This window comes from Paracoccus ferrooxidans, from assembly GCF_029909815.1.
Lineage (GTDB): Bacteria > Pseudomonadota > Alphaproteobacteria > Rhodobacterales > Rhodobacteraceae > Paracoccus > Paracoccus versutus.
In genome coordinates, this window is the sequence record NZ_CP038200.1 from 23,600 (window position 1) to 50,343 (window position 26,744).

Here is a 26,744-nt window from a genome sequence, read left to right on the forward strand (position 1 = left end):
CGCGGCGCTTGCCCATTGACCGGCCGGCAGGCGGGTGCTGGGCGGACACAAGGAAAAGGAAATGGCGTCGGCCGGGGGGTGAGCGCGGGCCTGGCCCGCGTCGATCCCCCCGGCCGGCTCCTCGACCAACAGGATGCCGGCGCCAGCCGGGATCTCCGACGAACCTTCAGCCCAGCTTACCGCAGGCGGGTCGCTCGATACCTGAGGTCTCGCTCGCCGCCTGCTCGCGCCGCTCTGCATCCGGCCAGGTCGCCGCGGTTGCAGGGCAGGGAAAAGAAAGGCCCCCGCCGAAGCGGGGGCAAGTGTTCCTCATCGCAAAAGAGGAAGAAGCGTTTAGGTAGCTCACGCTATCGGTTGGGCTTGCGTAGCGTCAAGACAACCGTGTTGATCCGCACGCCCACCTCGGCAAAAGCCTCGGCCGGAAGATCCCGCCACATGCCGCGCCATCCTGGGCTGAAGGTTTCGGCCCATGCCCGGAATTTCAGGTGCGCCGGCGTTTCGTTGACCTCGGCCGAAGCGGGCAGGATGGCGCGCAGCTCGCCGCCCGGCCTCAGGAAGTCGATGGCATGGCGGACGTGGTTCATCCAGTGTGTGCCGGCGAAAGGCGGGTTCATCACTACGGCGTCATAGACGGGCTGCGGCTTCATCTGAAGGAAATTGGCGCAGCTGACCTTGAGCCGGTCCGAGGCGATGCCGCGCAGCACATCGGCGCGGCCGGGATGGATTTCAACGGCATCGACGTTGACGGGGCGCTTCAGCAGCTCGCGCACGATGTTGCCGATCCCGGCCTCGGGCTCAAGCACCCGCTGGCCTTCCCGCAGAGAGAGTCCGTCCAGCAAGACGGCGACGGCCTCGGCCGGGGTCGGATAGAAGGCCAGGTCGCGGGCGACGGCGGTTGACGTAGGCCGGTAGTCCTCGGGCCGGTCCTGTTTCGGGGCGGCATCGGCCAGAACCTCGCCATAGTATTCGGCCAGCGTCTTGTTGACCTTCCGCACCAACTCGTCATTGACCATCCAGAGATGGGCATTGCCGTTCTTGAAGCAGCGCACCTTGAAATAGGTGGTCTCGATCTCGTCTTGGCGCGGGTTGAAGGCGTTGCGGCGGGCGATGCTGATCGCACGCTCCAGCTCGCCGGCGCGGTCGGGGTGGCCGTCCAGGATCGCGAAGGCGCGCTCGATGTCATAGAGGACCTGGCGGATTTCGCCGTAGGAAAAGCTGCCCCATTGATCGAACACCCGCGTCAGGATGATGCGCGCTCCGATCTTGAAGCCGTCATGGCTGCGGAAACGCCGGTCCAATCGGGTGAAAGTCCGGGCGACACCGCGTCGCCAGATCATGCCGGCATCGCCCATCAGCCGCTCGATGGTGGCGGTGATGTTGTCCATCGTCGCCGGCGGCACTTCGCCCTGCATGGCCCTGTCCAGATCGTCGCGCTCCTTGGCATCCATGATCTTGCGTAGGCCGGTTTCTTCTAGAAGGCGGGTCCAGATCGCGGCATCGAGGTCGCGGCGGAACGCCTCGATGCTTTCGGCAGGATCGAACCGGCCGGGGAAAAGCCGGTTCCGAGCCGACTCTTCGTCCCGGCCGGTGCGGGGCGAGTGCCAGCCGCCATGCGCACCCTTGGCGGTTTGGGAGGCGTCCTGCGTCAGATCGAAGGCGGCGCGCAGCGCGGCCGCGCCTTCCTCGATCCGGGCAAGGGCTGCGTCGCGGGCGGTGCAGATGGCCGCAAGGTTCAAGGGCGCGACCAAAGCGCCCGGCTTCGTCGGGGTGTCGTGGAACATGGGAAATCCTCGGGGCAGGGGGCCGCGCCTCACGGGCGCGGCCATGTCGATCAGGCACGGCGCTGGATGGCTTCCAGAAGGCGCTCACGCAGATCGGTCAGGGGGTGGGTGTCTGCATCGTCCGCCCGGGCGGCCGGGTCGTCCTGATCGGGCACTTCGTCCAGGATGCGCTGGCCGATGATCTCGGGCAGATCGGCCAGCCGAGTGTTGGCATAGGCTTTGCCGGCGTCCCGATATTCGACCAGATGGCCGGTCAGCTCGACCAGACGGGCCAGAATTTCGCCTTCCTCTCCCGCTTCGCAATCGTGGACCAGAAGCCATTCCCGCGCCTCAGCATGAAAGCCGTAGACGGACCAGAACGCCTGTTCGCCCGGCTCGCAAACCTCGAAACAGGTGCATTCGGGATCATCGGACTCGTTGCGGACCGGCGAGATGCGGAAGCCGGTGAAGTCGAAAGGGCTGTCTCCCTTGCAAAGCCCGTTGAAGCGGGTTGCAAGGGCGGTTTCGTCGATGCGCTGGCCGGCGCGGCGATACTGGACGGCGCTGATCCATTTGCCTTCTCTTCTCGCCTTGTCGTGAAGCTGGTCGAGGGTGAAGGTGCCGAGATATTCGGCGGTCACGTCGAACGCGGCCCAGAGGTTGAGCCAGCGGCCTTCGCCGCGGGTCAGATCGGGATAATTGCGGAAGGTCATGCTCTGTCCTCCCTCACTGGCTCAAATCGCGGTAGCGTTGCGGATCTTCGTAGCGAATGACCGGCTCGCCTTCGTGGGTGTAGGCGCCCCAGAACGGGCCATAGAGACCGACGATCTTGGGCTGGCCTTGCAGTTCCTCGCGCTGGCGGGGGTTTTCGTTGTAGCCTTGGATTTCAAGGCCCATCTCATCGAGCCATTCGTCCAGATCGTCCGGCCGGTAGGTGACAGGCCCGTCCTCGGTCGTCATGGAAATCTCGTAAACAGCCATAGCGGCGTCCTTTCTCTTGCGATGGCGGCGGGGTCTTGGAGCCCCTGTCCGCGATGGGCGTGGCCTCTCCGGTTTGATCTGGAAAAAGCCCCGTGCTTTTTCCGGAGCGAAGCGGGGAGGGCGCAGCCCTGCCCGCGGCCGACTGGCGGACTGTCAAGGGTCGGGAGGCCGGGGTGGTGCGGCCCGCAGCGCGCAGCGCGAGGACACGGCCCGGCTGGACGACGACGCGCGGCACGCGCGGCGCTTGCCCATTGACCGGCCGACAGGCGGGTGCTGGGCGGACACAAGGAAAAGGAAATGGCGTCGGCCGGGGGGTGAGCGCGGGCCTGGCCCGCGTCGATCCCCCCGGCCGGCTCCTCGACCAACAGGATGCCGGCGCCAGCCGGGATCTCCGACAAACCTTCAGCCCAGCTTACCGCAGGCGGTTCGCTCGATACCTGGGGTCTCGCTCGCCGCCTGCTCGCGTCATGCGGGCGTCACCCGACAGGGCCGAGACGGGCAGGGCAGGGCGGCCAGGACCGGCAGGGGAATGGCTGGCTCGGGACGAGACAGACAGGCACCGGCCGCAGCCGGTCGCATCGCCCTGTCCGGCTCGGGTCCGGCCGCCAGGACGGACTAGAACGCGGTGCCCGCTTGCGGGCAGACGCCCTGCTACTTGGCGTGTTCGATTTTCAGCACATGCGCACCGATACGCGAGCAATAACTGCTCCGATATTAGCCAGTTCGGTCGTAATAACTTCCACCATATTTTTCCCCTTCATCAATTTCTGCCTCACGCTCGCACATAGGCGATGGCCGCGACGGTTGCGCCGAGGCCCGCCATGATGCTGCCCATGAAATCGACGGCTGCGATGTCGCGCAGGATGGGCATGAAGGCGTAAGCTGCCACGCCGGTGATCCCGAGGCGAAAGATCAAACGCATATCATCCTCCTTGCAACGGTATATACCTTCATCTATATACTGGGTATACCACGGAGGATAGACCGATGGCAATGCTAATCAAGGGCGATGAGATTGACGCTCTGGTCGCCAAATACTGTGCCATGACGGGCGAAAAAAACAAGTCCGAGGCGGTGCGCAAGGCGCTTGCGGCTCAGATCGAGGCGCTTTCCGGCCGGGAACGGCTGGTGGATCGTGTGGCGAAAATCCAGCGCAGCGCGGCCGAGGCGGGCTTTGTCAGCACCGGCGAGGATCTTAAACCGTTCTTTGACGAACAGTGGGGCGAGGGCTGATGTTTATGGACGCGAGCGCGGTGGTCGCGGTGCTGCTGGACGAACCGGATGCCCCTGGCTTGCTGAAGGCGATGGAGGCCGCGCGCGGCAAGCTGCGCTTCTCGCCGGTCGTCAGGATGGAAGCCACCCTTGGTCTGGTCAAGGCTCGCGTGCAGGCGCGGGGCAAAGGCCCGGCGACAGCCGAGGACTTTGCCCAGGCCGGCGAGCTGGTCGATGGGTTTTTTGAGGCGGTGGAAGCCACTGAAATGCACATCACCACGGGGATGGGGAAGGAAGCGATCCGGGCGTTGTCCGTTTACGGCAAGGTGGTCGGGCACCCGTCCAAGCTGAACCTGGGCGATGCGCTGTCCTATGCCTGCGCGAAAGCCTTCCACGTCCCGCTGCTCTACAAGGGCGGCGATTTTTCCGAAACCGATCTTGCGTAAGGACATAGCCATGAAGCTCTACATTGCGACGTTCTGGACGGGCCATGCCTGGGCCGATCTGCACGATGATCCGCGGCCGTTCCGCACCGCCACGGCCGCGGCCGATTCAGCATTGCTGGCGGGGAAGAGAGCGACCAGGCTGCGCCCGGCTGAAGTTAAAGCGGCCGCCGAAGGGGCCGCATAGGTCAGAGACCGAAAAGCTTGATGATGAAGGCTGTCAAGCCGGCGATGGCGCCGACGAGGCCGGTCGCGACGGCCAGCGGATACCAGCGGGCCTCGGCATTGATTTTTGAGGTTTCCGCGATCAGCTTGGCGATCTCGGCCCGCATCTTGTCATCGGCAAGGGACTGTTCGGCGGTGGTCATGTCGGCGTCGCTCATTGGATGCTCCTTGTGAAATGTAAGCGATGAGACCGAAGATTGCGAGGCTCTAGCCGCCCCGCACGGTCGCAGGCATGCGGACACGCTGAGTCAGGGACGGCCCGGCACGGGCCGCTTGCAAGGCCGCGCGAGCGCGGCCGCCGTCCTTGACCAGTGTGGTAGAATGACAAGATCCGTGTGGTGGTGGATAGGTCCGGCCCCGGCCGGCGCCTGACGCAGGCCGGGTTAACAGCCGGACGCGACCGATGGCGCAACGGTTCTACCGCGCAGCGGGCCCGGCGCGGCCTTAGCGCCGCGCCGTCGCCGGCGTTCTGGCTTGCCAGGGCGACGGCGCCGGCGAACACCAGGAACAGGGCGAAGAAAAAGCCGCCCCGAGGCATGTTCCGCAGGCGTCGGTGCACGAGGTCGCTCGACGGCATGGGTCGCAAATCGGCCAAGTGACGACGCCGCGGCGAACCGTAAGCCCTTCAGATAGGCTTCAACCAGAGCTTTCGGAGCTATCCATCTGATGCGACTCAAACCTCAACCCATAGATGGGTCAGCACTATCGGCTGTAAACCCGCCGCGCGATCATGCGTTGACACCAGGAGGGCAAGCTTGAGATCCGGGTCGTGACGGCTGAGCTGGAGGCGATCATTTGTCCGCCAATCCGCCACGCGGCCTCTGACTAGGGCGCGAATCCAGCGGTCTACTCGAACGCTCCACGTCCCTATGTCGCCGGCTTGTATGTATGCGATCATCGCGCCCTGCTCATGCGCAGCGCCGTGCAATCCCGCCTTGAAGCGCTGAATCCCGCCTGTGCTACCCCGCGCGACCCGCAGATATTCCCGTTTGTCCCGATCACGACCCGAAGGGGTAGGCAGGCGCTTGCACTCGATGGGCAGAAGCGGGTCGAAGTCGCTGTAGCGCTGGCCCTCAATCCAGATGATCTCCCCCGCTGGCGCCGCTGCGAGGTCGATGCGCCGCCCGCTCTGACGCTCATCGGGCTCTTCCACTCGGAACTGCAACGCGTCCCAGCCGGGGCTCTTTCGAGCAACGCCGTTCAGGTGGCCGCAGAGTTGAGAGGTTAGCTCGGTCTCGGAGGTAACCGCCCGGCGGTCTGCGCGGTCTCGCCAAAGAGGAAGTTGGGTAGCGATGAAGTCGATGAGCGCTGTGATCCAGGTCCTCGGCCGATGCAGGCCGGCCTCCAGTGTACCGACAGACGATCCAATGACATTCTCATCCGCCAGCATCTAGAAGCCCTGTGTGCGAAGATCGGCAAGGACGTCGTCGCTATCTCTCAACGCCATTGAGCGTAACCAGTATCGAAGTCGATCCGGCTTGATCAGAAAGACGAAGCGGCCGTCGTAAATGCGAGCGATGCGGGTAATCGAGAGCGACGTGCTGCGTTGTTCGTGAAGCAAAGCGTCGAGCTTGCCCTTAAGCTCCTCCGCACCGCTCCAATCGATCTCGCCTTCGCCGAATACAAAGGGCTGACAAATCAGGCCTGGCCAACGCTGGGGCGTCAGCGGCCTGACCGGTCTCTCCCCATAGATGCCGTTGATCTGAGATGCGAATAGGCTAGCGAATGCAGGGAGACTCTTTCCTGCATCACAGCGTGCAAGGTCGGACTCGTTTCCTCGCCGGACGAAATCCCGGTAGTAGTTGACGATGTCCTCTGCGACGATCTGTTCATTCACGCTCAGATCCAGACTGCCCTCTGCGGAGTATGGAAGTGCAAGGACGTCAGAAGCTGCAAGCGTTGTAGCTTTTTGCGTGAAGAGGCGTCCGCTGATGCCCGCCACGTAAGCACGGAGCGGAATCGATTGTCCGGTGAGCCAGTCGGCTACGACTTTCAAATCCCGACGTTCGGCTTGGGAGAATCCTACGATCTTGTTTTTGAACGTCAGATAACCATCAGTCCAGACGGCGTGAGGCAGGTCTTCGTGCTCGCGAACGAGCAGGATCGGCGGCGTGAAGAGTTCGGCTGTTCGAGGTCCTTCGATGGGCTTGTTCGGTGCCAGGCCGATGCGAGAGCGATCGACCCCATTGAGGGTCAGCGCCGCTGAAGGTAGCAGCGGCTTACCGACAATATGGTCTGCCGCCCGCGAGATGCCAGCAGCCCCTTCGACAAAGCCCTCGCGCACATGCCATCCCTTCGCTTCGGCATGCTGCTTGAGCGTCGGGAGCTTGCGAAGTCGCTGCAGGAAATGATAGCTGCGCGCCCCGCCAAGGAGATTCGCGCGCCAAATCTCCGGCCCTGACCTTTCCAGCAGCAGGTGCCGGGGCAGCCAGTGTAGGTCGTAATAGTCGATATCGAAGCCCTGCTCGGCGTCGGCTCGTCCGCCTCGGCGGAAGACGGCGTGCAGGACGCGGCGATCAGCTGGCGGTGAGGCGGCCTCGGCCAAAACCGCAACGATCTTGGTATCTGCCCCTCCCTTCTTGAACAGCCCACGGATGGAAACGAAGTCGAGGATCTCCCGCACGTCCCAGCGGCGGAAGAAGGTGCTTCGGACCGCCCCGGCCCCGGGATTGTAGATCAAGTTGTACTGCTGCAGCATGCAGAGCACGCCGCCGGAGGCAACGATCTCCATGCCTTCGTGTAGGAACAGGTAAGCGACCTGCTTGTCTGGAAGCGTCCCGTGCGCTTCGACGTAGCGCGCATAGCTGCGCTGAGCACCCTCAGTCTTCAAGGCGGACTCGAAAGGAGGATTGCCGACGAGCACGCCGATTGGTCCAGCAATCTGGCCCCGCTCCTTGGCCTCGAAGAAGCAGGACTCCGTCAGCGTTCGGTCGGCCAGTTTTGGGAACAACCGAACGCTTGCCCGAATCTCCTCAGGCTCAAGTGCATCACAAAGGGCCAGGCAAAGGCTGAACGCCGCAAGTTCGATAGCGCCCCGCTCGACATCCACACCGCGGACGTGGTCCAAAAGCTGCCTCAGCACCGGGACGCCAGGCTTCGCCCAACCGTTGCGGCTGCGCCAATGCAGCACCAGACGCTTGTACGCCTCGACAAGGAAGACCCCCGATCCGCAGCTCGGGTCGACCACAAGCTCGCCGCGTTCGATGAGGCGATCCATTCTCGGCCAGCTCATGGCTTCGTCGAGCAGGAGGCGGACCAAGGCTGGCGGCGTGTAAACCGAGCTGTCGGTGTCCGTGACGAATAGCTGGTAGATGTGACTGATCACCTCGACTGGCAGGTCCCGGAAGGAGTAGAGTGCCCAAAGGCTGAGCTGGCCTCCGACTTCCTCCCGGGCCTCGATCAATCGACTGAAGCCATCGAGCTCGGTGCTGGAGATCAGCGCCTGCTTATCGTCATCGCTCAGCGTGAAGACGTTTCCGTTGAAACGCGCTTCCAACGCCGTGAGGAGATCTACGAGCGCTCTGCCATTCGCCAAGACTTGGAAGAAGCGGGTGGCATTCGGCCGGAACTGCCCGAAATAGCCTAGCGGCAAGGCTCCCCGCTCTTCCAGATAGGCGATGAGCAAGGACAGAACAAGGAGACGCCGCTGAAGGCTGTGGTTCAGTAATCCGCTGGCTCTAAGCTTCCTGTGAAGCTCGGCGACTGCATCTACGAGATGGCGATGGGCGGACTTCGCTGCGGAAAGCAGAAGCTTGCAAGCATTCGGGTCGTCCCAGAGCGTGCCGTTACGAAGTCGCTCGGCGTCCCACCACGCGTCGTGGCTGGCTATTGCGGACGCCAGTTCAAGGGTGCGAACCGGCTTGCAGATGATGTCTCCACCAGGAGAAACGAAATCCGGGCGATGCGCGCACCGGAACAGCTGCACCAGTCCTGCCGTGCGCCGATATAATAGCGGAACTCCGCCCCAGCTCCAGAGCCTGCGGTGAAGCAGACCGAAGTCAGGATCGTCGACCGGGCCATCGGATAGGAAGATGAAGGCCTGGGCGACACCGGCCTTACCCGAAGAACCTGCTTCGAAGAACACGGCATGGGCGCCGTACGCGGCGGCGCGCTCCATCATCAAAACTTCATCAGCCGGCCGGCCGACAGCCGAGTAGCCATCGACCCGAACAAGACCGTCCGGCGCAGCTCCGTCGTTCCCGAGTTGGATCAACCATGCCGCCCGCGTCACTGCGGCCGTCATGGCCGCCTCCCGGCCAAGCAGAAATTCACCATCATCGGCCCCGACGGGCTCTGCTTAGCTCGAAACCTTCGCGGAGCAGATCGACCATCGTCATGCCTTGAGCAACAGCGTACCCCTTGTAGGTCTTCTTGAAGCTAGTCGGCACCTTGAAGTTTAAGGTCTCCAGCTTTTCGCTCGTGGCGGGCTGCTGGCGATCTTGCTGAGAGGCCCCGTCCTTACGTGTCATAGCTCGCTCGCTCCGATAGCCCACTCCGGCCGCTAGGGGCCAAGTTACCTGATTTCCGTCCTTCTGGCAATCTGCATAAACTGAATAACAGAAATCTGGCTTGGGGTGGTTCAAGGGCCGCGCTTTTTCTAGGTTGTGGGTGCTGCCAGCGGGCGTTCCGTACGCCGAGCTGAAGGTGCGGGATTTAAAGGTTCGCGACCGCAGCGAACGACCGCTTCCCGCCCTTTTTGTCTCCGTCACTGGCAGTAACAGCGAAGGCGAGAACCGCTGCGATAGTTGAGGTCTCCGCGCTTCTCGCCTTCGCTGGCTCTGAGAACGGCACTTCTGGAGCTACTGGCGCCGAATGTCATGCAACCGGGTGCCGAAGCTGTACGCAACCGAGTGCCGAACCGAGTGAGAACCAGCAGGGGCGGCCACGCTGCGCCTGGTCTGATGATCCTGCGTGAATCCTCCCGAAACTATCTGCCGCTTTTCAAGGTCCAGAATGGACGTCAGCTTTTGGGTCGATAATCGCGCCGTGCGCTTGCAGCTTTATACACCTCGCTTCGTTCGCGACGACCAACTGCGACCACTGTGACGGTAATTTCTGCATCCTCCACGCGATAGACGAGTCGGTAGCCGGCGCTGCGGAGCTTGATCTTGTAATGATCTTCCAGACCATGCAGTGCATCAGCAGGAACACGGGGCTGCTCCAGACGTTCGGCCAGCTTCTTCCGAAACTGCTCCCGGTTGGTGGCACCGAGCTTTTTCCACTCCTTCAGTGCGGATGGCAGGAACTTAAGCTCAAAGGTCATCGAGGCCCACGCTGATCGGCGTTTCATCCGCCCGGGCCTTAATGACATCGACAAGCGCCAGGTCGTCCAGCCGCTCCATCATCGCCTCGTAAACATCGGCCGGGACCATATAAGCCATGACGCGATTGTGGTTCAGCACAGCGACGGCCTCGCCTTGCGCCTGATCCATGATGGCGGTCGGGCTTTTCTTCAGATCAGAGACACTGACCGCAATCTGGGCTTCAACACGTTGCATGTTCGATCTCCACAAGGTCATTCATTGAGCGATGAGCAGGCTGACCGAGGCAGCGATCAAGGACAGCAAGACCACCCCTGTTTGCCATCTCGGCAATTCGGCGAGCAAATCGTCCGGAAGCCAGCTATCCGGAGCGAAGCGCACCAGCATTTCCAGTGCGATCTGGGCGAGGACGCCCACGATCAACGCCGCATTCGCCGCGGACCCCAGGACCGTGTCAAACCTCCAGCCGTCAGTATACGTCAGGCGAAGGATGGCGAATGCTCCCAGAGCAAACAGCGCGAGCTTTGCTAGCGCACCTTTCTTAGAATCCGTCATATCAAGCCTCTTTTCATGCTAAAATTGATACCATATTTAGAACCAAATGCAACACGGCAATGCCCTGCTTCTGGCCATGCAGCAAGCCGGCGCGTCCTTAGCGCCGCGCCGTCGCCGGCGTTCTGGCTTGCCAGGGCGACGGCGCCGGCGAACACCAGGAACAGGGCAAAGAAAAGAGCCGCCCCGAGGGGGCGGCCAGTCATCCTCACCACAAGGATATTTCAGAGCGTGTTGCGGCGCTCGATGCGATCGAGCCTCCGCGCATGGGCGATCCACCCGGGCAGGGTCCAGTCAAGGCGCCTCCATGGTTGCGCAGGCAGGATCAGTCTCTAGCTCGCCCTCTGGGATCGACCTGCCAGCCGGTCGCCAAGCGGATGATCGAGGCCTCGGGGCCGTGCTGGTCGATGAAAACCCGGTCGGCCTCGATGCCGCGGTCGAGGTGCAGACCGGCGGCGCGATGACCGCTCGGCCGGCGGCACCAGGAGCCGGCGGCCGCGCCGCAGGCCGGACAGGCGACGGCAAGGACCGGGTGTCGATGGATGGTGAAATCGGGCATGTCTCACGTCCTTTCCTGATGATCTTGCAGCCGGTGCCCGTGCTTGTTGCGCGGCACCTGGTCGAACGGGATGCTGTCCAGGGCAAAGCGCCCGACGCTGTAGCTGTGCAGGAAATCCAGCAGATAGGTCGGGTCGGCGGGGTAGGGCGCGCGGTTCCATGCGGCCAGCAGGACCGCGCGCTCATTATCAGTCAGGGCGGCAAGCCTGCGCCGGGCCGCGCGCCAGCGGGCCGCGCGCGAGGCCCGGGTTCTGGCCTGCGATTCCGCCCATTTCGTGGCGCGGGCCTGCATGACCTCATCTTCGCCGGGCTGCTCCTCGGCGATCTGTTCTGCGAAAAGGGGCATAGCCTCGCGTTCCAGGCGCTGCTTGCGGCGCAGCGCCGCCCGCTTGCGGCTGGTATCGGTGAAGGAATGGCGGGGATACCTGATAAAGCGCATGTCTGTCTCCCTCGATAGGCGGGGCGCTCGCGCGCCCCGCATCTTTGTCACTTCATGCCTTCGGGCAGCCATGCGTCGATCCGCGCGGCCTGCGCTTCGGTAACGCCGTGGGCCTTGCGGGTGGCATCGTCACCGAACAAGGCTTCCAGCTTCGCGGCCTTCTCGCCTTTTTTCAGCTTGGCGAAGCTGGTTGCGGTCGGGTGATCCTCGGCCAGGTCCAGCAGGTCGCGCCAGAGCTCGTTCAGGTAAGGCCCGCCGACGCGGCCGAAGAAATTGGCGGCGGTCGGGGTCCAGACTTCGCGGATTTGCGGGGCCGTCTCCTTGTCGATCAGCGCGGACAACTGCTCGTCGCCCCCGCGAAACAGGGCGGCAAGGCAGCGGATCAGTTCGCCGCGCTTGTGATCCTGCGCCTTCTGCCGGAAAGCCCGGAAGGATTTGGCGAGGTCTTTGCCATACATATCGCGCGGCTCCTTGCCCGTCAGCCGCTCGTCGAGGTCATAGCCTTCCGCCTCGGTGGTGGGCCAGTTCGGCACGGCCTCGGTCGCGAGGCCGAAAGGCTTGCGCCATTGCAGGCCATGGCTCAGCTGGTAGGCCAGCAGGTCCAGCAGCAGGTCGGGATCACGCAGGATGGCGTGTTGCCGCGCGCCCATGGCAACCCGGCCGAGGTCGTCGGCCAGCGCATTGCTGATGGGCGATTTCGGGATTTCGCTGCCAATATCGCTATGAAACGATGGGCGCAGGAAACCGGCCTCGATGGCGACGGCGCGGTCCTCGCGCGTCACCAGCCCTTCGAGGGTTTTCAGTGTGCCGCTCTGGTCCACATAGAACAGGACGCCCGACACGGCCTTTTGCTCGTCGGTGAAACCGCCGTCCAGAATGGCTTGCAGCGCCGCCAGTTCGGCTTCGCCCTCGGCATCGAGCACGTCGCCATGCGCCAGTTCGGCCAGTTCATCATAACGCTCGGCCTCGGCTTCGGATAGTTCGCCTTCCTGCGCATAGATGCGATCCAGCTTGCGCGCCTCGATCTCGTAATAGCCGACATAGCTGTCCCGGATCGGCTCGGCCCATTTCCAGCCTTCGGCCATGACGGTGCCGGCATGGGCGTCCAGCTTCGCCGTGAACAGTTCGTGCAGCAGGGCCTCGTCCTCGTAATAGGACTGGTCGGCAAAGAGGTCGGTGGTGACGCGCCCGCCCTCGGCCTCATAGGCTTCCTGACCGACGAACACGGCGCGGCGGTCGGTGTTGCGCACGGCATCGGACTTGAGCATCTGCTTGATCTGGTGATCGCTGTAGCCCTGACCGCGCACCCGTTCCAGCACGGCGAGGCTTTGGGCCTCGTCTTCGCTGACAGTGAAGGCGGCGGCATTGGCGAGGGTGATTTCACCGGCCTTGAGCGCGTCCAGCACCGGGGCGGGCAGCCCGGCCAGCTTGAGGCGGCGATAGACATGGGCCTCGGTGACTCCGAAGGCGAGGGCGACGGCGGGCACCGCAACGCCCCGCGCGGCCATGACGGCATATTCGCGGATTTCATCGGCGGGATGGGGCTGCTCGCGCTGGTGGTTTTCGCTGGACGCCCAGGTCTCGGCGGTGGCCTGATCCGGCGCGATCCTGACGGGCACGGTTGCGAAGCGCGGATCGTCCTGCAGGAGCGCGAGGGCGCGGTAGCGGCGGCCGCCGAAGACGATGCCGACCTTGCCGGATTCGTCGCGCAGCCCGCCGAGGTTCTGGATCAGGCCAAGCGCGCGGATGTTCGCGGCCAGCGCCTCGATGCCTGCCGGGTCGAAAATGGTTCGGGGGTTCAGCTCGGAAACATAGAGGTCGGCAAAGGGCACCTGCTCGACCGTGCTGGTGATCGGTTCATGTTTCATGGGGTCGATCCTTGTCGTGTGGTGAGATTTTTGTTATTGATGCCCCGCCCCCTGTGGGGCGAGGCGAGGGGCTTTAGATGACCCCGTGCTGGTTCAGGAAGCGGCGGCCGATGCCATTCTGATCGCCCTTCCTGATAAGCGCCCATGCTTCCGCGAGGCGCATTTCAAAGATTGCTTTGCTCATTAACTCACCCCCTTTCCGGTTGACGTTTCGGGAAGCATCGGCCCGCCCGGAGCGAAGCGGGCCGATCTCGGGTCAGTGTTCGGACGGCAGATAGAGCGTCAGAACACGGCGAACCTGTTGGGGATCTGTGGCATCCGGCAGGGAAACGCCGAAGGTGTAATCGGTGTCGTAAACGTCCACCTTCCAGAAGGCGCGATGGCCGTTCATCTCCACGACGCCGAAGCTGTGATCGCCATAGGGGTCATTCTCGGCATCGAAAGCCTTGAAGGTTACCGTTTCGCAGGTGAGAGCGATCTGGATGGTCTCGGGCAGGGCACGGAAGCCCGGTGTCGTGACCACCTTGCCCAGCAGCGGCTGGCCGTTCCATTGCGCACCATGGCCGAGGGTGCGGCGGAAGCAATCGTTCTGCGCGGCGAGGATCGCCACGGCATCGTCCCGTCCATCGACGGCAACAGAAGTGAGTAGAGCCATAATCTGGCCTCCTTTTGCGATGGCGGCGGGGTCTTGGTGCCCCTGTCCGCGATGGGCTGCGCCTCGGCCGATCTGATCTGCCGGAAACGCATGTTTCCGGCGGAACAGAGTGGGTGAGGGCGAAGCCCGGCCCACGGGCCGGATCGGCAAAGTCATAGCCACCCCCCGAGGGGGGCTTGTCGCCGTGACGGGCTTGGAAACCGTCATTTTCTACGCAGGAGAAAATTACGGAGGGTCCGAGCCCGGCACGGCGATGGCGTCTATTGACTTTGCAGAGCCGGTCTGTTGGCGGACACAAGGAAAAGGAAATGGCGTCGGTCGGGGGGTGAGCGCGGGCCTGGCCCGCGTCGATCCCCCCGGCCGGCTCCTGGACCAACAGGATGCCGGCGCCAGCCGGGATCTCCGACGAACCTTCAGCCCAGCTTACCGCAGGCGGGTCGCTCGATACCTGGGGTCTCGCTCGCCGCCTGCTCGCGTCATGCGGGCGTCACCCGACAGGGCCGAGACGGGCAGGGCAGGGCGGCCAGGACCGGCAGGGGAATGGCTGGCTCGGGACGAGACAGACAGGCACCGGCCGCAGTCGGTCGCATCGCCCTGTCCGGCTCGGGTCCGGCCGCCAGGACGGACTAGAACGCGGTGCCCGCTTGCGGGCAGACGCTCAATCCTTCAGGATGCTGGAACCATTCGATCAACAACCTGGAAGCGAAAGTCATGCTGGGCAAATTCTTTGTATCTTCCGCCCTTATTTTTATTGCAGGCGACACGCTGGCGCAGACTGTTGCCCTAGATATGCCCGAGGACCAATATCGCGGTTTGGTGGATGAGGTTTCAGCCTATAAAGACACGGATCTGGGCACACTCGATGTTGGCCGGAATAACTGGCTGAAGGGTGCGTGTGACGTGATTGCAGAACGCGAGACCCATAATGCCGAAGTCGCATTGAAGGCGGGCAATAGCTATATAAGCGTGACGACAATAGGTGTCTGCGACCGGGTGGCCAGACTTTCTGCAGCGAGCCAGTGATGGCGGCTCTTCCTAGCGAAGCAGGTTCTCGATACCCGCGATAAGATCAGGGCGGAAGCCGGTCCAATGTGCGTCGCCGGCGACGACGACAGGCGCTTGGCGATATCCGAGGGCCACGACCCTCTCCATGGCTTCGTCATCCGTGGTCAGGTCGACCAGCTCGTAGCCGATGCCCTTGGCATCGAGGGCGCGTGTTGTTGCGGTGCATTGGACGCAAGCGGGCATGGAATAGACGGTGATGGTCATTGCGGGCTCCTTTCTGGCAGGGGGCTGAAGCCCCCTGCTCGGCCGGGCGATTACTCGTCTTTGCCGATGGGGATGATGGCGACCAGCTCGGCCGCGAGGGTGGTTTCGTAGACGGTGTGGCCGTCCTTCTCGTAGCTGGTTTCGGAGATCTTGCCCTCGGCCGTCACAAGGTCGCCTTTGCGCAGGTTTTCCTTGATGTAGGCGAAGCCGGGCGTGCGCTCGAACATGGTGACGGTGTTCCAGGATTCGCGATCCTTCCGCTCGCCGGTCTCCCGATCCTTCCAGCTTTCCTTGGTGCTGATGCGGATTTTCAGGGTCTTGCCGACCTCGCGGATGCCGCCGACATAGCCTTGGATGCTGAATTTGGCGTGGGTGTAAAGCATTTGAGTGATCCTTCTTGCTGGTGTTTCGATGGGAAGGGCCCGCTGCGCCTTTCCGGGCGATCAAGAAGAAAGACGGAGGGTCCGCGCTCGCGTGGAAACCGTCTTTGTTCTTGAAGGCCGCAGGCCGGTCGCAAAGAGGGAAGGCGTGGTAAGTGGGTCTGTCGAAACACCTGAGAGAAGGGCAGGGTGCTTCAGGTCAACCCGCCCGCTGCATCCTAGGCCGGACGGCTTGCGATCGGCAGAACCGGACCCTGAAAATCCGCATCCGCCTGAAGCTGGATAGCGGAGAACCCGGAAGGAAGGCATGTCCTGGTGGCGACGACGCCTGCTCGCTCGCCCGGCTTCGCCTACATCAAGGAAAATTAGCCTGCGAACTGTCGGCCGAGGAAGGCAGGTCAGACCAGCTACGAGGCTGCTAGGTGTGTTTGCATCGGCTGAACGACGATCCAGCCAGCTTGGAAAACGACAAGGGCGAGTAATCGCCCGGCACAATAATGGGGTCAGCATATGGGCCACAAGAAAGGGTTCCGTGAGAACATACGGGGAATATTTCCCCTTAACGGACTCGCGGTCAAGTTGCGAAACCCTGCGCGAAACACGCCTACAAGCAAAAGGTCAACAGCTTGCCCACAGGGCATTCGCTCGATCCTTGACGTCTCGCTCATGCCCTGCAAGCCCCGGTCGAAGGACCAGGATGGACAAGCTGAACGAAAAGAGCCGCGCCCGAAGGCGCGGCAGTTTGCTTGTCGTCGCTAGAAGACAAGTGGGTCCAGCTATGGGCCCCAGGTGGTCAGGGTCAAGGGCGCTGTTGTGTCATGCGTGTGTTCCCGCGTGACATTGGCGCCCGAAGAGACAGCAGCCCGCGCGCGACCCCGCCACTCGCTATACCACGCTTTCCAGCAGTGCGATTTCGTCGGGGGTCAGGTCGAACAGGCCGTAGACGATGTTGTCGATCTGGGCTTCGGCCTTGGCTATCTCGGCTGACAGGCGGGCGATTTCGGCGCGGTCACGGGTGATCCAGTCTTCCCAGGCGGAACGCTCGGCCAGGGGAATATCGGACTTGAACACCTTCTTCACCTCGGCCCGGAAGGCGGCGAAGTCAGGCAGGGTCCACCATTCCTGAAGGCGGGTTGTCAGCTTGGGGGCACGTCCAGGCGGGCAGAGATCGGGAATCCGGCGCGTCAGGGCTGTTTGCAGGATCAGGCGTTCCCGTGCTGCCTTGCTGGCCTGTTCGCTTGCTGAGGCCAGCTCTGCCCGTGCGCCATCGTTCCATGCGGGGATTGGTAGCTTTTCGACATACTGCACCCGCAGCTCATGGAAGCCGCCTCGAACGGGTGGACTCATTGAAGACAGCATGAACCAGAGCACCCGACTGTTCAGAAGCCCCAGCAGAGCCTTGTCGTCGGTAGGGATCAGATAGGATTTGTCGTTCGAGAATGCCCCCAGCGGTTCGAACGAAAAGTTCCGCGTGTCGTTGAAATGGGGGTAGCTAATTTTCGGCGCAGCGAAGTGGGGTGCATAGGCTTCCTGCGCCTGTTGCAGTTCGAACCATTCCTGTTTCGTGGCGCGGGCTTCAAGAGCGGTTTTGAAGGGTATCAGCCATTCCCGGATGGCCGGATAGTCGTTAATCTCGATCCTGTTCTTGGGAATGTAGATCAGCCAAAGGCCGCGCGGTTCCACCCGCCAGCGTTTCAGGTCTTTGCCCTCCAAGAAGGGCTTCAGCAGCTCGGCAGACCTGGGGTCTTGGGCGCAGAGGCGTTCTTTGGTGGCGTTGTCGATCACAAAAGCCGCGTTCAGCCCGGTCTTGATACCGTAGAGGGGTGATCCGTAAATTTCCTTCAGGGTCTTTCTGCCCGTCCTGATCTTGTCACGCAGGGCGCGCAGGGCGGAGTTTTCCAATTCCCATGATCCGGCCCCAAGGGCAGCTTGCGGATACGGCCCCGCGGCCTTTTTCCAAGTCGCCTGAAAGTTGGCTTCTGGCAGGGTGTCCACCTTCCAGAAGTGCAGCTCATGACCCTTGGGTGCCGCGCTGCGCTTCATGGTCAGGATGGCCGTATAGGTGGTCACGCCTTCGAAAATTTGCAGATCGCCAAAATCGACAACACCTTCGAGGGTCGCTTCGCGCCGCAGGTAGTCGCGAAGAGGTGCGCATGACCCGTTCCTGAAGAGCTTATTGGGAGAAATGTAGCCCAAGCGACCGCCCGGTTTCAGCAGGCGTAGACCACGTTCGTAGAAATAGCAGTAAAGATCAGCCCTGTCGGAAACCACCTCATACCGCTTTTCCAGATAGGGCTTCAGGGTCTTCAGAAATTCCATGCGGACATAGGGCGGGTTGCCCAGAACCACATCGAACCCACCTTCGGCAAAGACGCTGGGGAAGGCGGTTTCCCAGGTGAAGGCGTGATCGAGATAGGCGAAGTTGCTGTCTTCGATCAGGCTGTCACCCACCCGCAGGTTGCCCGACAGGCTGTCCAGAACCTTGCCGCGACGGGCGGTCTTGATCCAGAGGGACAGCTTGGCGATTTCGATGCTTTCCGAGTTCACATCCACCCCGAACAGGTTGTTCGTCAGGATTTCGCTGTCGGGGTCGATCAGGTCCTGGATGTGCTGATCCTTGCCTTGCAGATCGGCAATCTTGTCGTTCACCCGGTTCAGCTCCGCCTTCAGGAAGTCGAAGGCCATGATCAGGAACACGCCCGAACCGCAGGCGGGATCGACAATCCGCAGGGTCTTCAGCCGGTCGCGGTAGGCTTGCCAGGCTTCCAGCTCGGCCGATTTTCTGCGCCACTGGATGGCGGCATAGTTGGAAAGATCGGCCCCGGCCTTGGCATGGGTGCGCAAGATTTCTGTGAAGGCTTCTTCGAGGTGCGCGCCCAAGGTTTCCGCCACGATGAAGCGGGCGATGTAGTCGGGTGTGTAGACCACCCCGTCACGCTTGCGCCGCCCTGTGGTGCCGGTGGCCCGTTCTTCTTCGGTTTCCTCGCCCCGCGCCTGCGCCTGAAGGCGTTCAACGTCAGCGATGGACTGTTCGAAGATATGGCCCAGAACGGTGACAGACACTTCGGACGCGAAGTCATAGTCCCCCAGGGCCTTGAACCCCTCGCAGACGTCATCGGGCAAGACCAAGGCGTTGATCGTGTCGTCCTGGCGGAACAGGCCCCCGTTGTAGCGGGGGATTTTCAGGGCATCACTGCCCTTGTCGATGGCGTTAAACAAACCCCGGAAATTGTCCCAGACCGGGCGGGGGTTGTAGGGATCACGGGTGACAAAGGCTTGTGACAGGGTGTTGTCGGGCAGCAGGCCGGTATCTTCTGCAAAGGCGATGAACAGAACCCGGTCGAGGATCTTCTGTGCGACGGCGATTGCATCCAGAGGGGCTATGGCGGGGTCTGCCGCTTGGACGGCCCCGATCAGCTTCAGGCGCAGCGCCTTGTAGTCCTGATAGAGGCTGTCGGTAATGTCGCGGTCTTCGGCGCGGCTTTGCTTCAGCAGATCGAGGGTGCGGCCTGACAGCAGGCTATCGGCTGACAACAGCAGCATGAACCGGGCGTATTCGTCGGGATCGGTCAGCCGGTCGAGCTGGAAGGCTTCATAGGCGGTGGTGCCTTCGCCAAAGCCATAAAGGCGCAGCTCGATCATGTTCGAGACAAGCACCCATTTCACGCCCCGCGCGTTCATGGCGTATTCCCACGCCTGTTGAACGGGGGTCTTGTTCCGCCCCGGCATGATGGCATCGAGGTCGCGGGTATCGGCCCCCTTCAACTCGAACGGGGCGAGGATTTCCGGGGTCTTGCCCCCGAACCAGCCAAGGGCAAGATCGACACTGCCCCGCAAGATCGCCTGTTCGTTGGCGACAGTGTAATCGGCCCCGCCCACAGGCCCGTGATAGCCAAGAACGCCTTCGATGATCCTGGCCGCGAATTGGCCGTGCAGGGCGGTTTCCTTCAGGCTATAGATACGGCCGGAGCGGATCATTTCCGCCCAGGAGTGCAGTATTTCCAGGTGATCGGGTGGTATGGGGGCGGGCCGGACATGCCGCTTCAAGGTTTTCTGGTTAAACAGGCTCATGATTCATTCCCCTGAAGCCGCCATGTCGTCCCTCGCGCGCTGCTCGCGGTTCGCAATCTCGCTCGCGGGCCATGTGACGTTCAGATCATAGTCGTCATCCATGTCAGACCGATAGTCATGGAAGTTGGGCAGGGCTTTCAAAAGTGTGGGCACATGCGCGCCATACTCCACCTCGACTTCCTGCGTCACCCACCTCGCACTACTTGAGAGCCTTATGGTGGAAGAGAAGTCCAGAAAGTCGGATACCCTTTTTTTGCTCGACGCATCATCAGCTTAAATTATTTCCATCTACGCATTGTCCGGTAATCTTTCCAGATTAGCCAGTTCGATCACATTGATTGTAGCTCGCGCTGACTTTCGTAATCCGAGGCTGTGGCTCTCATCAGTAACGCACCGGCGTGCCGCCTCGACAAAGGATGGCAGCGCCGGATCGTCCAGACGCAGGCTAACAAACTTGCTGGTCCTCGCCTGCGGCGCCGGCACGCCGCCATGTTGGGCTTGAAAGTCATAAAATGCAGGCGGAACCCGGACAGCTTCAGGTGCGATCTCGTCGTCATGAACGACCGGCTTGATGCCGGACTGCTGAACGGCCTCAATTATTATTTCAGTAAGCGATCTTCCGCTACGTTCCGCTTCACGCTCCAAGCCCCGCCTCAACGGAAGCGGCATTCTTATGGGTAAAATCGGCGTTGCCATTGAAACTAGCCTCCTGTTGCGACAGTCAATGTATATACATTTTTCAGCGCAAACAAGCGCATTTGAGTCTTAGAATCGCTGCAATTTCCGCCAGTCTTTGGGCAATATGAACTGTCCTGCCCAGAGTCCCGATCTGCTCGCCCTGGCGGCGCGCTGTGCCTCGGCATATGCGTGGTTGTGGTCGAAATACGGAACCGCCCACCCGTTGCGGACGAGCCATTCGCCCAGGTCTCGACCATGTGCTGTGCATTTTGCCAGCCAGCGCCCATACCGATCTTGGCCTCCGGTCCTGCATGATACTGGTGCAGCTCCAAGATGATCCGCAAGCATGAGGGCAGCTCTCTGGCCGCAGCGCCATTGTCGGCCGGAAGGGTCGTAGCACACCTGCCCGGATTCAGGGGCATCGACGCCAGAAATCCTTATTCTCTGGGAACGGATCTCGATTGTGTCGCCGTCGATCACGCTGGCCCGTCCGGCGACCTGACCGGCAATTACCGGGGTAGAGAGCAGTAGAGCAGCGACAGCCATCAGCACCAAGCCGCTTCTCATGGCTCCGCCCTTGATCGCTCGACAAGCCCTATGAGCGACCCGGCAAGGTTGAACTGACCGGCGAGCTGCAACCGCGTGAAAGCGCGAAGTGCCCCCCCTGGGCTGTGGATAGGATGCGTCGGATGATTCCGGTTCGCGTCGATGATCAAGACTGCCAATGCCGCGCGCATCGAGCCGAATACCTGCAAGGCTTCTTCCCAAGCTGAAGCATTGATGCCCAGGTCCGGCAGGAGCATGATCGCAACGCTTCGCAGGTGCCTGTCTGTCATTTGTTCCCCAACAGGGCAAATGGCATCGAGACAGAACCGGAAACTCTGACCGGCAATGGATCTGATCTTCTCGGGGGTCAGCCAGGACAGATCGTCGGGGTTGCCAGCAGGGTTTAAGCCGCCGATACTATTTTCTCTGCATTCTGCGCCGTTAGGCGCAGACTTAAGGAAATTGTCGTCGGCCCGCTTGCGGGCCGTCCCCTTTATGGCGGGGGAACCGCTACAAAATTCAAGAATCTTTGGAGTTGTATTTAGTATTGCCGGAATCTGGGATTCTGCCCTACCGGAAGAATCATCACGACATTGCAGCTCCGCTCTTACGTCATCGACCAGCTCGTTGATCTCGTCCAGGTGCGCGTCCAGTTCCTCGGCGCATCTGAACGGGCTGTAGCGACGAGGCCATGATGCCATGCGCTGAAGATAGGCCGGCAGTTTGCGGTGCCGAGGGTCGATCTCAAGCAACTGCTCAACCATTTGCCGGGCGTCGCGTTTCGCCGCAGAGCATTCGAGGCGAAGGGCGACAATGCGCCGCATCGCTGCCTGATGGGCTTCGTCCAGGTCCATCAGCCAGCCGATCCGGTCGATCAGTGGCCTGAAATTCACGCCAAGACGGCGGCCGCCGGGAAGCATTCTTCCCGAACGTCGCCCGTTAGCTGTCGTGTCGATAATCGCAAGCCCGAGCTGCGCCAGGGCGTGTTCATGCGCTCGCATGGCCCGGTCTGTAATGCCGAGGTCTTGCGCCAAGTCTTGCTGTGGGCGGAAACAGACAGGATCGCGGTCGGATGCGGTCCAGTCGGTCGGGGCCGTCTGACGGATCATCCGCAACAGCGCCTCCCGGCGCCTGGCTCCCAAGCCGATGTGGCGCCCGACGCGCTCGATCAGCTCGATGACGTGGCTAAGGGTCATGCCTGTTGGCAGACATGGATGTGTCTGATGGTTCACGGCCGCAGCCGTTGATCTGCTCATTTTCTTCTGCTCCTCGATCTATGAGGCGCAGGGCCGCAGGCACGTCACATCCGTTCGCACAAATGCGTTTTTGCTCTTGATTTTCGGGGGCAGGGCAGTAACTATGCTCGTAACCTTTGTGAGCAATGCAGGGCGCCAACCCTGTGTTACCAAACCAAGCCCCCCCTCGTGCGGACCCCGCGCGGGGGGTTTTACTTTGGGCGGTCGATTTTCCTGATTCTGCTCTGCTCCGTTTTTGGTGCTTTTAACCGCGAACCCTACGACAGATGGGGGGTCACGGCAATTCTTTGTGTGTCCATGCGCGGTTGGTCGCAAGGATCAGTAGTGAACTCCCTCGATGTGATAGGCTCCTGTGTGGTCCTGGAACCGGATGAACACACCCCGAAGGTGCCCGTTATGGTCGTTAGTCGTGACCGTCTGGGATGGTCGGCAAGTCTGCCCATAGATCTGCCGGTCATCAGCACGGCAGCCGCCGATTGTTCTGCTGTGGGTGATGCCACCGGCAGCTTCTGCCAGCCACGGTGGGCCATACTGGTAGCTCGCACGCACCCAACGAAAATCGCCACTGACCTGATACTCCCCGACGGACGTTATGTCGGTGATGTATTCATTGTCCCCACCGCGTTTGTGGCGGTAATGCTGAACATGATAAATCTCGATACCATCTCGATACTTACGCACATCGGCCGTTAGTCCGTCTGCTCCGATGCCAGGAACGCTGATGCCCCCGCTGCTGCGCATTGGGCAGTTCCAAAGCTGCAAGGGTGGCTCAATCGGCCACGGAGTAATGCGCCTGATGAACTCCGCCTTCGCGGCTGAACATTCAGCCGAGGAGGGGAAGCCTCCAGCGAGACAAAGAAGGATTGCGCAATCAATAGGATATGCCGTGGCCGGCGCGGGCGCTGACATGGCAAGCCCCACCGCCGCAACAGAAGTATGCAAGAGGTTTCTCATGCTTATACCTTCTACAGTGTTGATATAATCTTGATACGCTTAAGGGAACGCATCATCAAGACGCAATGCGCCATCAGCTTCAGGTGTCTCGAACAGCTCGATGTAGCGGTCATGCCAGAATCTCGACCTGGCGATAACGTCTGCCTGTGATTTCTGAAGGCAGAGAAGGTAGCTATTCAATTCATTGAAATATCGACTATATTCTTCCTGGGCCGTCATCTTGAAGCGGGCAAGTGCGGCTTCGTCCTCGATGGGGTCTTCCGGCAAGGCACAAAGATGTAGCGGCTGCGGCCCGCTGGTGAGAGGGCCGGACGCTAGAACCTGGGCGAGAAAGATCAGTGGAATCCCCCAGCGTTTCATGTCGATTCCCGCGGACGAAGCGCGCGTGCGAGGGTAGCTCTCCCTACACCCAACGCCCTGGCGGCTTGTTGCTGGGTCATGGTCTTGGCATCGAGCCAGATCTTGGCCTGCCGGACGTCAGCATCAGACAGGAGTCTCTTTCGGCCGCCAACCCGGCCGCGAGCCCGAGCGGCTGCCAAGCCGGCTTTAGTGCGCTCTGCTATCAAGTCGCGCTCGAACTGCGCCAGCATAGCGAAAAAATTGAAGATCAGGCGGCCCTGAGGGGTCGTCGTGTCGATCTGCTCCGTCAGAGACATGAGACCAATCCCGCGCGCGGAAAGGTCCGCGGAGATCTGCGTCAGCTCCTTCACGCTACGAGCCAATCGGTCCAGGCGCCAGACCACTAACGTGTCCCGTTCTGTCATCGATTGCAGAAGGTGCCCCAGCTGTGGCCTGGCGGACTCTCTCGCGCCCGACCCGACTTCCGTCACGATGTAGGCGCATTCTGCCCGTTGCAGTGCGTCAACCTGAAGTTGATGGTCCTGCGATGCTGTGGATACGCGCGCATAGCCGATGAGTGCCAAAATTGTGCCTCGCTGTCTCAAAACCCTCGTGGTTTCGACATTGTATCAAAACTCATCAAAATGGCGAGTTTTGATACAGAACAGCGGATGTGCCATCAACGGTCGTTTTCGGGCGGGCTCTACTCTGCCGCCCCGAAGATAGGCTCAGACTGTTTCGGGTCGAAGGTGAAGCCCTCGGGGATTGTCAGCTTGCCCACGTCTCCGGTGTTCCATTCGTAGACCCAACGACCGTCTTTCTCCGATAGATGGATTGCCTTTGCGATCCGCCGTTCGTCCACGCTTGCCATTGTCGCCCCTTAGCTTCGCTCTTTATTGCCACATTCCACCTGCGGCTGCGCGAGAAAAGAGGGCAGCGCGAAAATGTAGCAGAAGTGCTATACAGTATTAACGATTAGCGGTCGGTGAAGGCCGGATGTCCAGCAGTTGATAGGCCGTAGCCATGCGCACGGCGCTGGTCGGGTTCTTGGCCCCTAGCTTGTGCATGGCAGAGGTTTGTCGCTGACGGACTGTGGCCATGCTGATGTTGAGATGATCAGCAGCTTCCTTGTGGGTCATGCCATCACCCAACGCGCGCAAGACAGAAAGCTCCCGTTCATTCAAGACAGGTCTTTCGTCGACAACCATCTGACTCCAAAGGTGAAATTTTGCCTTCCATGCCGCTATCTCTTCATCAGTGAACTCCCGATCTTCGCGCGACATTGATAAGAAGCAGCGGCGGTTCTTGACCTTATAGCTGATGACGCAACCAAACCTGATGCCGAAAGATGCGGCATGGGCTCTGACACTGCGAATGTCCGGACCTCGTATCTCGGACCACCGTATCGAGCCATCATGGTCCAACAGCCAGTGCACGACCGGATCATAGAACATGTAGTTGGCGTTCTCGTAGAGGGTGCTCCACTCCACGGGCATCGTGTTCACCAAGTAATCCGGGCGCTCTCTGGTCGAGATGCCGAAGCCCATGATGAAGCCCTTGTTGCAGATCAGCGTAAGCCGTTGAATTTCGCTATGATAATCCGGGATGAACCGCTCAAGCAACGTCGCCTCCCAAAGCAATGTATGAAAATGTGTATAGCAGATTCGTTATATTTTGGCGCGCTGGCGTTGGCAATACAAGGGGTCCGCCCTACTGTCCTCGTTGCGTAAACAGCAAAGGATAGACAGTGGGGAAGAGCGGAAACGCGCCTGGTGTCCACACCGGCTTGGATCTTCTAGCAGCTGCTGAGGTCTCGAAGGGCATGGCAGAGAATCTGCTGAAAGCGTTCGAGGGCCTTCCCGATGACGCAGTGCTAAGACTGGAGATCAGGGATTTTGGCGTGTGGTTAATCGACCCGACAGTCGGCGCTCCAATGTTTATTGGTTCGATGCACCCACCGTTTCAAAAGGGCAACTGCCACTAGTGATGGTTTAAATGGCGCGAATGAAATGAAATTGGATCAACCTTCAATTACCGCCGAGGTTATCGAGCTTCCGCAGGATTTGAACCGTTGGGATCTCGTTCGAAAATTTTATGAGTTCAGGCGGAGAATGTTTGTCGACCGATTGGGCTGGAAGCTTGGCGAGTATGAACAGATGGAGTTTGAGCAATACGACAGCTTCGACACGAGATATGCCATCGCCCATGTTGATGGAAACGTCGTTGGCGGGGGAAGGTTGCGCCGCACCGATCAGAGGAACGGTGTTTACTCATACATGATCCGCGATGCCGTGCTGGGCTTGTTGCCAGGGCTTCCTGACAACCTTCTTTATGATGACGCACCAGTTGACACACAATTATGGGAATTGACCCGCTTTGCCACCAACGGGCAACCAGGCGTAGCAGTAGCGTTGCTCTATGAGATCAATGCCTACCTCAACAGCAGAGGGGCAACAGGCTGCCTCTGCCTAGGGACACCCGCATTTCTTCGTATGGCAAGTAAGTTTTCATGGGATGTTGACCAGATGGGTCCTGTCTGCTCGAACGAAGATGGCAGGTTCGTTGTGTTCCGTTGCAGCGTCACTGATCCTAGCGAGCTGGTTCCCGGCAGCGTCGCGCGCCAGGCCGCGGCGCGATAGCCCTCGTCTTACCCCCTTAGAACGCCCCCGGCTGCCCGGCCGAGGGCGTGTTCCAGTGCGTTCTGCTTGGATTACATCCTTCGAGTCGCTAACACTGCTTCCGTGAACCACAGAGTGAGTTGAGCAAGATTATATCTTGCTAACTCCGATATAATCTTGTATCCCGACACTAGATGCAGTGTCGGGCTCAACCACATGGAGAAGGGCCGGCTGTGAACAACACTACGAGAAAGCCAAACGATGTGGTCACGGTCGCAGAACTGCGAGAACGTCTCGAAAAGGGATGGGAATTGCATATCGTCTGCCGCTCCGATGCCGAGTTGCGCGGTCCGCAATGGCATGGAAGCTGGTATTTTATCGGAGTTGACCCTAATAGCCTGGATTGGGTCCCACTGGTCACTACCAGAGACCAGAAAAAGGCCCGAGCTAAGCTGTCGGAAAGCTCCGAGCCCGCACTCACCCATGAAATCGAGTTTAGGGAAGTTCGGACAGCCTCAGGCGTCATCAAGCTCCTCAAGGAACTTGGTCTCTCCGGCGTCGGCCTACCGACTGACGCCGGAAAGAGCGTCGTCCTCCGCCCGCGGACGAACTAAGAAAGCAGTTTGGTCAGCAGCCCTTTTGGGGTATTTGCTGGCCACCGTTCCGGCGCTGACGCCGC

32 protein-coding genes are annotated in these 26,744 nt (G+C 61.0%); 5 read left to right on the forward strand and 27 right to left on the reverse strand.

The genetic code is table 11. The features are described from left to right. Window positions 1–347 precede the first annotated feature (347 nt). The 4 genes from E3U26_RS12860 to E3U26_RS12875 all read right to left on the reverse strand — a co-directional run bounded on the left by E3U26_RS12860 (window position 348) and on the right by E3U26_RS12875 (window position 3,663). Entirely contained in the window at window positions 348–1,781 is a 1,434-nt protein-coding gene (locus E3U26_RS12860; protein ID WP_499105872.1) for a DUF4942 domain-containing protein, read from the reverse strand. 50 nt (window positions 1,782–1,831) lie between these two features. Next, window positions 1,832–2,473: a hypothetical protein gene (locus E3U26_RS12865; RefSeq protein WP_243786024.1), complete on the reverse strand. Its 642-nt coding sequence runs from the start codon at window positions 2,471–2,473 to the stop codon at window positions 1,832–1,834. Window positions 2,474–2,486: 13 nt separating this feature from the next. Further along, window positions 2,487–2,741, reverse strand: a complete 255-nt coding sequence (locus E3U26_RS12870) for a hypothetical protein (protein ID WP_243786023.1) — start codon at window positions 2,739–2,741, stop codon at window positions 2,487–2,489. Between the two features lie 772 nt (window positions 2,742–3,513). After that, window positions 3,514–3,663, reverse strand: a complete 150-nt coding sequence (locus tag E3U26_RS12875) for a hypothetical protein (RefSeq protein WP_499105823.1) — start codon at window positions 3,661–3,663, stop codon at window positions 3,514–3,516. A 65-nt stretch (window positions 3,664–3,728) separates the two neighbouring features. On the opposite strand from E3U26_RS12875, the gene E3U26_RS12880 reads away from it, so the two are divergent. The 3 genes from E3U26_RS12880 to E3U26_RS12890 are packed head-to-tail and all read left to right on the forward strand — an operon-like array spanning window position 3,729 to window position 4,583. After that, on the forward strand, window positions 3,729–3,974 hold the full coding sequence (locus E3U26_RS12880; protein ID WP_499105824.1) for a type II toxin-antitoxin system VapB family antitoxin: 246 nt from the start codon (window positions 3,729–3,731) through the stop codon (window positions 3,972–3,974). Continuing rightward, on the forward strand, window positions 3,974–4,399 hold the full coding sequence (locus tag E3U26_RS12885; RefSeq protein ID WP_499105826.1) for a type II toxin-antitoxin system VapC family toxin: 426 nt from the start codon (window positions 3,974–3,976) through the stop codon (window positions 4,397–4,399). Before E3U26_RS12880 ends, E3U26_RS12885 begins: the two co-directional genes overlap by 1 nt. 10 nt (window positions 4,400–4,409) lie before the next feature. Further along, window positions 4,410–4,583 (forward strand): hypothetical protein, encoded by a 174-nt coding sequence (locus tag E3U26_RS12890; protein WP_499105827.1) that lies wholly within the window; start codon window positions 4,410–4,412, stop codon window positions 4,581–4,583. Between the two features lies 1 nt (window position 4,584). Here E3U26_RS12890 and E3U26_RS12895 read toward each other — a convergent pair whose 3' ends face one another. The 11 genes from E3U26_RS12895 to E3U26_RS12945 all read right to left on the reverse strand — a co-directional run bounded on the left by E3U26_RS12895 (window position 4,585) and on the right by E3U26_RS12945 (window position 13,954). Further along, on the reverse strand, window positions 4,585–4,779 hold the full coding sequence (locus E3U26_RS12895; RefSeq protein WP_010400642.1) for a hypothetical protein: 195 nt from the start codon (window positions 4,777–4,779) through the stop codon (window positions 4,585–4,587). 515 nt (window positions 4,780–5,294) lie between these two features. Then, on the reverse strand, window positions 5,295–6,011 hold the full coding sequence (locus E3U26_RS12900) for a hypothetical protein (protein WP_499105828.1): 717 nt from the start codon (window positions 6,009–6,011) through the stop codon (window positions 5,295–5,297). Continuing rightward, on the reverse strand, window positions 6,012–8,864 hold the full coding sequence (locus E3U26_RS12905; protein ID WP_499105829.1) for an Eco57I restriction-modification methylase domain-containing protein: 2,853 nt from the start codon (window positions 8,862–8,864) through the stop codon (window positions 6,012–6,014). 31 nt (window positions 8,865–8,895) lie between these two features. Further along, window positions 8,896–9,090: a hypothetical protein gene (locus E3U26_RS12910; protein WP_499105830.1), complete on the reverse strand. Its 195-nt coding sequence runs from the start codon at window positions 9,088–9,090 to the stop codon at window positions 8,896–8,898. 491 nt (window positions 9,091–9,581) lie between these two features. Beyond that, window positions 9,582–9,884, reverse strand: coding sequence for a type II toxin-antitoxin system RelE family toxin (locus E3U26_RS12915; RefSeq protein ID WP_499105831.1), 303 nt, complete (start codon window positions 9,882–9,884; stop codon window positions 9,582–9,584). After that, on the reverse strand, window positions 9,874–10,119 hold the full coding sequence (locus tag E3U26_RS12920) for a type II toxin-antitoxin system Phd/YefM family antitoxin (RefSeq protein ID WP_104491151.1): 246 nt from the start codon (window positions 10,117–10,119) through the stop codon (window positions 9,874–9,876). Before E3U26_RS12920 ends, E3U26_RS12915 begins: the two co-directional genes overlap by 11 nt. A 21-nt stretch (window positions 10,120–10,140) precedes the next feature. Next, entirely contained in the window at window positions 10,141–10,437 is a 297-nt protein-coding gene (locus E3U26_RS12925) for a hypothetical protein (RefSeq protein WP_243786328.1), read from the reverse strand. A 322-nt stretch (window positions 10,438–10,759) separates the two neighbouring features. Continuing rightward, window positions 10,760–10,993, reverse strand: coding sequence for a zinc finger domain-containing protein (locus tag E3U26_RS12930; protein WP_499105832.1), 234 nt, complete (start codon window positions 10,991–10,993; stop codon window positions 10,760–10,762). 3 nt (window positions 10,994–10,996) lie between these two features. Next, complete coding sequence (locus E3U26_RS12935; protein WP_243786330.1) at window positions 10,997–11,431, reverse strand: hypothetical protein; 435 nt, start codon at window positions 11,429–11,431, stop codon at window positions 10,997–10,999. Window positions 11,432–11,478: 47 nt separating this feature from the next. Further along, complete coding sequence (locus E3U26_RS12940) at window positions 11,479–13,299, reverse strand: ParB/RepB/Spo0J family partition protein (protein WP_499105833.1); 1,821 nt, start codon at window positions 13,297–13,299, stop codon at window positions 11,479–11,481. 256 nt (window positions 13,300–13,555) lie between these two features. After that, on the reverse strand, window positions 13,556–13,954 hold the full coding sequence (locus E3U26_RS12945; protein WP_499105834.1) for a DUF3768 domain-containing protein: 399 nt from the start codon (window positions 13,952–13,954) through the stop codon (window positions 13,556–13,558). A gap of 711 nt (window positions 13,955–14,665) precedes the next feature. On the opposite strand from E3U26_RS12945, the gene E3U26_RS12950 reads away from it, so the two are divergent. Further along, window positions 14,666–14,977 carry a hypothetical protein gene (locus tag E3U26_RS12950; protein ID WP_499105835.1) on the forward strand — a complete coding sequence of 104 codons (312 nt, stop codon included), beginning with the start codon at window positions 14,666–14,668 and terminating at the stop codon, window positions 14,975–14,977. 12 nt (window positions 14,978–14,989) lie between these two features. Here the strand turns inward: E3U26_RS12950 and nrdH are convergent, their stop codons facing one another. The 12 genes from nrdH to E3U26_RS13010 form a co-directional block, all read right to left on the reverse strand. Beyond that, complete coding sequence (gene nrdH, locus E3U26_RS12955) at window positions 14,990–15,223, reverse strand: thioredoxin domain-containing protein (RefSeq protein WP_499105836.1); 234 nt, start codon at window positions 15,221–15,223, stop codon at window positions 14,990–14,992. 50 nt (window positions 15,224–15,273) lie between these two features. Then, window positions 15,274–15,606, reverse strand: a complete 333-nt coding sequence (locus E3U26_RS12960) for a single stranded DNA-binding domain-containing protein (protein ID WP_499105837.1) — start codon at window positions 15,604–15,606, stop codon at window positions 15,274–15,276. Window positions 15,607–16,488: 882 nt separating this feature from the next. Further along, entirely contained in the window at window positions 16,489–19,674 is a 3,186-nt protein-coding gene (locus E3U26_RS12965; protein WP_499105838.1) for a DNA methyltransferase family protein, read from the reverse strand. Window positions 19,675–19,677: 3 nt separating this feature from the next. Continuing rightward, window positions 19,678–19,863 (reverse strand): hypothetical protein, encoded by a 186-nt coding sequence (locus E3U26_RS12970; protein ID WP_499105840.1) that lies wholly within the window; start codon window positions 19,861–19,863, stop codon window positions 19,678–19,680. 99 nt (window positions 19,864–19,962) lie between these two features. Beyond that, window positions 19,963–20,370 carry a hypothetical protein gene (locus E3U26_RS12975; RefSeq protein WP_499105841.1) on the reverse strand — a complete coding sequence of 136 codons (408 nt, stop codon included), beginning with the start codon at window positions 20,368–20,370 and terminating at the stop codon, window positions 19,963–19,965. A 69-nt stretch (window positions 20,371–20,439) separates the two neighbouring features. Beyond that, a complete protein-coding gene (locus E3U26_RS12980; RefSeq protein ID WP_499105842.1) occupies window positions 20,440–20,919 on the reverse strand; it encodes a thermonuclease family protein in 480 nt (159 codons plus the stop codon). After that, window positions 20,916–22,154: a replication initiation protein RepC gene (gene repC / locus E3U26_RS12985; RefSeq protein WP_499105843.1), complete on the reverse strand. Its 1,239-nt coding sequence runs from the start codon at window positions 22,152–22,154 to the stop codon at window positions 20,916–20,918. The genes E3U26_RS12980 and repC overlap by 4 nt, the downstream gene beginning before the upstream one ends. Window positions 22,155–22,472: 318 nt before the next feature. After that, window positions 22,473–23,108 (reverse strand): hypothetical protein, encoded by a 636-nt coding sequence (locus E3U26_RS12990; RefSeq protein ID WP_499105844.1) that lies wholly within the window; start codon window positions 23,106–23,108, stop codon window positions 22,473–22,475. A 39-nt stretch (window positions 23,109–23,147) separates the two neighbouring features. Beyond that, a complete protein-coding gene (locus tag E3U26_RS12995; protein ID WP_499105845.1) occupies window positions 23,148–23,468 on the reverse strand; it encodes a hypothetical protein in 321 nt (106 codons plus the stop codon). Continuing rightward, window positions 23,465–24,031 (reverse strand): recombinase family protein, encoded by a 567-nt coding sequence (locus E3U26_RS13000; RefSeq protein WP_499105846.1) that lies wholly within the window; start codon window positions 24,029–24,031, stop codon window positions 23,465–23,467. Before E3U26_RS13000 ends, E3U26_RS12995 begins: the two co-directional genes overlap by 4 nt. A gap of 119 nt (window positions 24,032–24,150) precedes the next feature. Further along, complete coding sequence (locus E3U26_RS13005; protein WP_167553520.1) at window positions 24,151–24,318, reverse strand: hypothetical protein; 168 nt, start codon at window positions 24,316–24,318, stop codon at window positions 24,151–24,153. Between the two features lie 97 nt (window positions 24,319–24,415). Beyond that, the gene (locus E3U26_RS13010; RefSeq protein ID WP_499105847.1) at window positions 24,416–25,069 is read right to left on the reverse strand and encodes a helix-turn-helix transcriptional regulator; all 654 of its coding nucleotides are present in this window, start codon (window positions 25,067–25,069) and stop codon (window positions 24,416–24,418) included. A gap of 387 nt (window positions 25,070–25,456) precedes the next feature. On the opposite strand from E3U26_RS13010, the gene E3U26_RS13015 reads away from it, so the two are divergent. Then, window positions 25,457–26,086, forward strand: a complete 630-nt coding sequence (locus E3U26_RS13015) for an acyl-homoserine-lactone synthase (RefSeq protein ID WP_499105848.1) — start codon at window positions 25,457–25,459, stop codon at window positions 26,084–26,086. Window positions 26,087–26,744: the final 658 nt, after the last annotated feature.

Bases quoted from the DNA above. Each gene is read 5' to 3' on its own strand.
- E3U26_RS12960 (WP_499105837.1), bottom strand. From the start codon at position 15,606: ATGCTTTACACCCACGCCAAATTCAGCATCCAAGGCTATGTCGGCGGC.
- E3U26_RS12925 (WP_243786328.1), bottom strand. From the start codon at position 10,437: ATGACGGATTCTAAGAAAGGTGCGCTAGCAAAGCTCGCGCTGTTTGCT.
- E3U26_RS12900 (WP_499105828.1), bottom strand. From the start codon at position 6,011: ATGCTGGCGGATGAGAATGTCATTGGATCGTCTGTCGGTACACTGGAG.
- E3U26_RS12945 (WP_499105834.1), bottom strand. From the start codon at position 13,954: ATGGCTCTACTCACTTCTGTTGCCGTCGATGGACGGGACGATGCCGTG.
- E3U26_RS12990 (WP_499105844.1), bottom strand. From the start codon at position 23,108: ATGAGAAACCTCTTGCATACTTCTGTTGCGGCGGTGGGGCTTGCCATG.
- E3U26_RS12935 (WP_243786330.1), bottom strand. From the start codon at position 11,431: ATGCGCTTTATCAGGTATCCCCGCCATTCCTTCACCGATACCAGCCGC.
- E3U26_RS12920 (WP_104491151.1), bottom strand. From the start codon at position 10,119: ATGCAACGTGTTGAAGCCCAGATTGCGGTCAGTGTCTCTGATCTGAAG.
- E3U26_RS12930 (WP_499105832.1), bottom strand. From the start codon at position 10,993: ATGCCCGATTTCACCATCCATCGACACCCGGTCCTTGCCGTCGCCTGT.
- E3U26_RS13005 (WP_167553520.1), bottom strand. From the start codon at position 24,318: ATGGCAAGCGTGGACGAACGGCGGATCGCAAAGGCAATCCATCTATCG.
- E3U26_RS12875 (WP_499105823.1), bottom strand. From the start codon at position 3,663: ATGCGTTTGATCTTTCGCCTCGGGATCACCGGCGTGGCAGCTTACGCC.
- E3U26_RS12940 (WP_499105833.1), bottom strand. From the start codon at position 13,299: ATGAAACATGAACCGATCACCAGCACGGTCGAGCAGGTGCCCTTTGCC.
- E3U26_RS12965 (WP_499105838.1), bottom strand. From the start codon at position 19,674: ATGAGCCTGTTTAACCAGAAAACCTTGAAGCGGCATGTCCGGCCCGCC.
- E3U26_RS12980 (WP_499105842.1), bottom strand. From the start codon at position 20,919: ATGAGAAGCGGCTTGGTGCTGATGGCTGTCGCTGCTCTACTGCTCTCT.
- E3U26_RS12975 (WP_499105841.1), bottom strand. From the start codon at position 20,370: ATGGCAACGCCGATTTTACCCATAAGAATGCCGCTTCCGTTGAGGCGG.
- E3U26_RS12885 (WP_499105826.1), top strand. From the start codon at position 3,974: ATGTTTATGGACGCGAGCGCGGTGGTCGCGGTGCTGCTGGACGAACCG.
- E3U26_RS12880 (WP_499105824.1), top strand. From the start codon at position 3,729: ATGGCAATGCTAATCAAGGGCGATGAGATTGACGCTCTGGTCGCCAAA.
- E3U26_RS12950 (WP_499105835.1), top strand. From the start codon at position 14,666: ATGCTGGGCAAATTCTTTGTATCTTCCGCCCTTATTTTTATTGCAGGC.
- E3U26_RS12995 (WP_499105845.1), bottom strand. From the start codon at position 23,468: ATGAAACGCTGGGGGATTCCACTGATCTTTCTCGCCCAGGTTCTAGCG.
- E3U26_RS12890 (WP_499105827.1), top strand. From the start codon at position 4,410: ATGAAGCTCTACATTGCGACGTTCTGGACGGGCCATGCCTGGGCCGAT.
- E3U26_RS12910 (WP_499105830.1), bottom strand. From the start codon at position 9,090: ATGACACGTAAGGACGGGGCCTCTCAGCAAGATCGCCAGCAGCCCGCC.
- nrdH (WP_499105836.1), bottom strand. From the start codon at position 15,223: ATGACCATCACCGTCTATTCCATGCCCGCTTGCGTCCAATGCACCGCA.
- E3U26_RS12915 (WP_499105831.1), bottom strand. From the start codon at position 9,884: ATGACCTTTGAGCTTAAGTTCCTGCCATCCGCACTGAAGGAGTGGAAA.
- E3U26_RS12860 (WP_499105872.1), bottom strand. From the start codon at position 1,781: ATGTTCCACGACACCCCGACGAAGCCGGGCGCTTTGGTCGCGCCCTTG.
- E3U26_RS12905 (WP_499105829.1), bottom strand. From the start codon at position 8,864: ATGACGGCCGCAGTGACGCGGGCGGCATGGTTGATCCAACTCGGGAAC.
- E3U26_RS12895 (WP_010400642.1), bottom strand. From the start codon at position 4,779: ATGAGCGACGCCGACATGACCACCGCCGAACAGTCCCTTGCCGATGAC.
- E3U26_RS12865 (WP_243786024.1), bottom strand. From the start codon at position 2,473: ATGACCTTCCGCAATTATCCCGATCTGACCCGCGGCGAAGGCCGCTGG.
- E3U26_RS13015 (WP_499105848.1), top strand. From the start codon at position 25,457: ATGAAATTGGATCAACCTTCAATTACCGCCGAGGTTATCGAGCTTCCG.
- repC (WP_499105843.1), bottom strand. From the start codon at position 22,154: ATGAGCAGATCAACGGCTGCGGCCGTGAACCATCAGACACATCCATGT.
- E3U26_RS12870 (WP_243786023.1), bottom strand. From the start codon at position 2,741: ATGGCTGTTTACGAGATTTCCATGACGACCGAGGACGGGCCTGTCACC.